We start from the raw sequence: 3154 nt of genomic DNA on the forward strand, positions 1-3154 counted from the left end.
ATAAAGATTAAATCCATCAATATAGATACTAGTGCGTTTATTATTCATATTTTTACACCAGAAAAAACAAGAGCCTCCGAAGAGGCTCTGTGCCCTAGGAGCAGAGTCCTAGGGGAAGTAGTATCATTATTGTACTAAGAATTATCATATCCGTCAAATACCAAAAAATTATTTCAACCTATAATTTCTATACTAGCCGCCATCTTCTTTATCAAAAAATCGGTAATGCGTTGCATCGGTTTTCGTAAGCGCTCCACATCCCGCATGATATACCCTGCTGTTACATCATTAGTCATCTTATGATTCAACAACCGCTTTAATGCATAAGCAGGTAAATCCAAACTTTCTGCTGTGGTAGCGAAGGTTCTTCTCAAATCATGAACAGTGAATGGCACTCCTGATAACTCAGCCACTTTAAGCATAGCTTTTCTGGGTTCTATAATATGGCCTGTTTGACTTGGTGCGGGAAAAACAAATTCACTGACTTTGAATTGCCTCCTTCGCCAAAATAGTTCGTATAGAAAATCTGACATAGGCAAAGTATGGATTTCTCTATTCTTTGTATCTTGGACAGTAAAGGTTTTAGCTTTGAAATCTACGTCATTCCATCGTAGAGAGGCAGCCTCCATTCTACGAAGACCAGTAAATAAAATTAATAAAAATAATCTTTCCACATCATGGCCTGCGGATAATCCCCCTCTTCCCCTAAACGGGTTAATCCTTCGCGCCATGCAGCGAGTTGATGCCCTTTAATAAAGGTACTCTTACGGTCTACTCGAAACCAACTACGGGTATGGGATAGATATTCAACGGGATTTACTGCAACTACCAGTTGGCCATCGTCAAGTTGATATTCATGAACTGCAAAGTTGAATACCGCACGTAGCACTCGCATGGCATAATTCGCACGCGCTTTACTATTGGTCTGTCCATATTGAGCATGACGCTTGGCAATCATCTCGCGTGTAATATTAATTAATGGCTTATCCAACCAATCCGGCATTACTTGCTGTAAAATACCTTGATAATCCTTGATGGTTAGCGACTTTAAATCTTTACGCGCTTTCAGATAATCATTGAAAACCTGCTTCAAAGACATTGTTCTAATTTTATTGGCTTTCTTCTCGGCAATCGGGTTATCCCCTTTTGCGATTTGGCCTAATACATGTTTTGCCTGCTTACGTGCTTCCTCAGCTGTTAGTTGCCCATATTTCCCTAAAGTAATGCGTTTTACTTTATTGGCGATGCGCGTTTCTACAATAAAACTTTTAACCCCATTTGAAGTAACCCGGAGTGCAAAGCCCTTTAATTGTTCGTCTCGATAAAATACCTGGTCTTTTCGCCCGGGTGATTTGATTTTATCGATGACCGATTTGGTGAGTTTGATTGATTTACTAGTTTCCATAAAAGCCCCTTGGCAAATATACCGTAGAATTTCATGTAGACGCCATGTAGACAGATTATTTAAAACACGATAGAAATTAAAAAGCTGAATAAGGCTTAATATACTTGATTTTAAAAGGATATTAAAGAATTTTAAAATTCAATGAGAGATGTTAAAAGAGTCTATTTTAGGACTGAAAATCCTCGTGTCGGCAGTTCGATTCTGCCTCTGGCCACCATGAGAATCAAAGAGTTACGTTAAATTCCCTCTTTTGACTCAATATTTTTTGCTGCAAGGTCACGAAAAACGTATTGAAGATGGTCTACATGAAATAATGTCAGTAAACTTAATATGACGTTAATGACAGAGTAATATATTTACTAATTGAATAAAATAAACCCGACCGAGTGGGTCTGCATATCAATTATCATTGACCTATCAGGAAAGAAGAATTCAATCAGGCAAAAGGGATCCAGGCAAGGGTATTATTTCCCTTTGTCTCTGGATTCAGACTCTCATTCTCAAATATCAATAGAAAAATACGTAGTCTTCCTTTTACAAGATGCTAATCTGCCTCAGGAAAAGCGCATCCTGCTATACATAACTCCAAACACCTACTCATCTGAAAGCCGCTTTTATTTCTTGCCTAATGAGGTACAAAAGTGGGTCGTCTTTCATTCTCTGATACATAAAGGAAAAGAGATCTCCTTTCTCTTATGAATGAATAAAATAAATCCAAACTCGCAATGAAAATCCTGGAGGAAAATAGACAATTTTTTGTCCCTAATATGAAAAAATTTAATTGTCATAGGCAAATTCAAACAACTGGCGTAGTCGGATCTCTGGCCGACGGAGAGCTGTGCCTATTTCCTCAAAAAAGTGTATTTGAAGAGCATTTACTCCGAACTATCGAGCGGCATCTCTTGGTAGTCGACTGTTGTACGACGCAACGCGAGCTCCCCACTCCAACAGGTTTTTATTGCAATCATCTTTATCTAAAATCACCTCAATAAAGCATAAGGTATCTGATTTTCTAGCTTCCTCGATTGCATCAAGAAGTGCTTGATGTGTAGGTGCTCTGAAAGTTCGTGCTTTTGCTTGTTTGCCATTAAAAACATTCACTAAATCAGCATAATGCCAATTATTAATCACATTATACGGACCATCATGAATTTGAACCTCAATCGTATAAGAGGCATTATTCATTAAAAAGATGATTGGTTTAAACCCATAGCGAATGAGTGTAGAAAGCTCCTGGGCACTCATTTGAAAAGAACCATCGCCAATCAGGGCAATAACACGCTTTTTATTATGAAGTGCTGCTTGCATACCCAAAAGTGCCCCCACAGACCATCCAATAGATCCATATTGCATTTGAATTTCAAATGGGCAATCTTCTGGTAAATTAAGACGCATACCATTAAACCAAGAATCACCTGTCTCTGCCAAAACGCCATAATCACTACTGAGAAGTTTCTGAATTTGGCCAAATAGAAATCGCGTAGTGAGCGGTGAGTTCAGATCATCAGGCTCGTCATATAGAGGTGCGGAGCCAGCGATTCGTTTATAGGCTTTGAACGAAGCATCATTGAATTTCAATTTTCCTTTAAGCCTTGCAAGAACTCATTCATGTACACATTGGTATACACTTTACCGGCTATAGAAATACTTCCATCTGCAATGACAATGAGCTTCTTAGGCTGGATATTACATACATGCCCAACAGTCGTATAATCATTAAAATTAGGTCCTACAAAGAAATACAGATCA

The 3154-nt window shown here is 38.4% G+C and carries 1 protein-coding gene and 1 pseudogene; both read right to left on the reverse strand.

Annotated elements, in window-relative coordinates; translation table 11 throughout:
• Window positions 1-173 precede the first annotated feature (173 nt).
• Window positions 174-1405: pseudogene (locus tag BN58_RS26220) on the reverse strand (tyrosine-type recombinase/integrase).
• 885 nt (window positions 1406-2290) lie between these two features.
• Window positions 2291-2983 carry a thiamine pyrophosphate-dependent enzyme gene (locus tag BN58_RS26225; RefSeq protein WP_019217629.1) on the reverse strand — a complete coding sequence of 231 codons (693 nt, stop codon included), beginning with the start codon at window positions 2981-2983 and terminating at the stop codon, window positions 2291-2293.
• Window positions 2984-3154 lie beyond the last annotated feature (171 nt).

The sequence above is a fragment of the Legionella tunisiensis genome (assembly GCF_000308315.1).
In the GTDB taxonomy this organism is placed as follows: Bacteria; Pseudomonadota; Gammaproteobacteria; order Legionellales; family Legionellaceae; genus Tatlockia; species Tatlockia tunisiensis.